At 65.7% G+C, this 1,733-nt stretch carries 3 protein-coding genes; 1 reads left to right on the top strand and 2 read right to left on the bottom strand.

All coding sequences use genetic code 11. The features are described from left to right. Positions 1-455, top strand: a 455-nt coding sequence (locus Q4E95_RS13605) for a LysR family substrate-binding domain-containing protein (RefSeq protein WP_303383804.1), incomplete at its 5' end; no start/stop codon positions are given. Here the strand turns inward: Q4E95_RS13605 and Q4E95_RS13600 are convergent. Continuing rightward, complete coding sequence (locus tag Q4E95_RS13600; RefSeq protein WP_303383803.1) at positions 446-1,327, bottom strand: 3-hydroxyacyl-CoA dehydrogenase family protein; 882 nt, start codon at positions 1,325-1,327, stop codon at positions 446-448. The two genes, Q4E95_RS13605 and Q4E95_RS13600, sit on opposite strands and share 10 nt — an antisense overlap. Continuing rightward, positions 1,324-1,733 (bottom strand): enoyl-CoA hydratase-related protein (locus tag Q4E95_RS13595; protein ID WP_303383802.1); only part of this gene is annotated, 410 nt, incomplete at its 5' end. The genes Q4E95_RS13600 and Q4E95_RS13595, both read right to left, overlap by 4 nt.

The raw sequence follows: 1,733 nt of genomic DNA, 5'->3' as shown, positions 1-1,733 counted from the left end.
ATTCCTGCATCCTCGCTCATGAAGAAGTCATGGTGGTGCTGCCCAGCAATCACCGATTGGCGCATCAGTCTCGGGTGAGCATGGCCAGCCTGTCCGAGGAATCGTGGATCACTCTGCCGGGCGGCGCGGTGTCCGCGCTGTCGAACCGGCTGAACTCCCTGGCCATGAGCGCCGGTTTTGTGCCCCGCGTGGTGCAGACCGCCCCGGACTCCTGGACGCTGGTGGTGTTGGTCGGTGCGGAAATCGGATGCGCCGTCAGCTTGGATTCCGTGCGGGACAACGTCTCATCGGACGGTGTGGTGTTCCTGCCGCTCGCCGAGGAGCAACGTCCGTTGGAAGTCAGACTCGTGTGGCGGGCATCGGACCAGAACCCCGCACTGCGATCAGTGGTCCAGATCGCGCGCACGATGTTTGCCGAGGCCCGCCACATCAAGGAGCACAACGCTCAGTCGTAGCTGTACCACCCCTGCCCGGATTTCCGCCCGAACCGGCCGGCTTCGTAGAGTTCCTTGATCGCCGGGCGGGGGAGGCTCTCCGGGTTGCCGGTCTGCTCGTACTCGGCCATGCGGATCAGATACACGACGTCCACGCCCACCAGGTCCATTAACTCGAACGGGCCCATGGGGTGACGCAGCGCGGTTTTGGCGGCAACGTCGATGTCCTCGAAGTCCGCGATGCCCTCCTCGTAGAGCTTGAGCGCTTCCGTGCGCAGGGCACCCAGCAGGCGATTGGCCACGAAACCGGGCGTCTCCCGTTTCAGCGTGACGGGTTTCTTGCCGAAGGACCGGGCCAGGGCCACGGCGGTCTCGACCGTCTCCCCGGAGGTGTGGTCGTTGGGGACCACTTCCACGCATTCCATGACGAGGGCGGGGTTGAAGAAGTGGACGTTGCAGACCTTGTCCGGTCGGCCGGTCGCATCGGCCACGCGGGAGGAAACGATGTTGGAGGAGTTCGTGGCCAGGATCGCATGCGGCGGGCAGATCCGATCCAGGTCCGCGAACAGCTCCCGTTTGATCCCCAGATCCTCCACGGCGGCCTCGATGACGAAGTCCGTGTGGGCGGCGCTGCCATCGCGGTCGGTGGTGAACGTGAGTCGATCGAACGAGGCCGTCACGTCCTCCTGGGAGCGGCGGCCCTTTTCGACATCGCGATTCATGCGGGATTCCAGTTGCGACTGGGCGCGCACCACGTACTCGTCGGCGATGTCCACGAGGGCGGTGGTGTACCCGGCCAGGGCGGAGACCATGGCGATCTGGGAGCCCATGGCGCCGGCGCCGATCACGGTGACGTGTTGAATGTCGGCCAGGGGATGGGTGGATTCGCTCACGCGTCATCGTCCTTTCGCTGGGCTGCTCGGTAGTCCGGGGTGCGTTTCTCCAGGAACGCGGTGGTGCCCTCGACCTTCTCGGCGCTGCTGTAGAGCACCGCTTGGGCGAGGCGTTCCAACAGGATTCCGGTGCCGTGGTCTGCGTCGAATCCGTGGCGCACCACGGTTTTGGCCAGCTGGGTGGCCAGCGGTCCCTTGGCCAGGATCGTCCGCGCGGTGTCCTTGGCCGTGGGCATGAGGTCTTCGGGTTCGACGACGTCGGTCACCAGTCCCATGCTCAGGGCCTCCTGGGCCTTGACGCGCCTGCTGGTCAGGATCATTTCGGTGGCTCTACCCACTCCCACCAACCGCGCCAGGCGCTGGGTGCCACCCGCGGCGGGCATGATGCCCAGGCTGGTCTCGGGCA

It is taken from the genome of Kocuria sp., from assembly GCF_030536815.1.
GTDB classification, from domain to species: domain Bacteria; phylum Actinomycetota; class Actinomycetes; order Actinomycetales; family Micrococcaceae; genus Kocuria; species Kocuria gwangalliensis.
The sequence above is the reverse complement of the archived record's forward strand: the minus strand, read 5'-3'. Positions and strand labels throughout refer to the sequence as shown.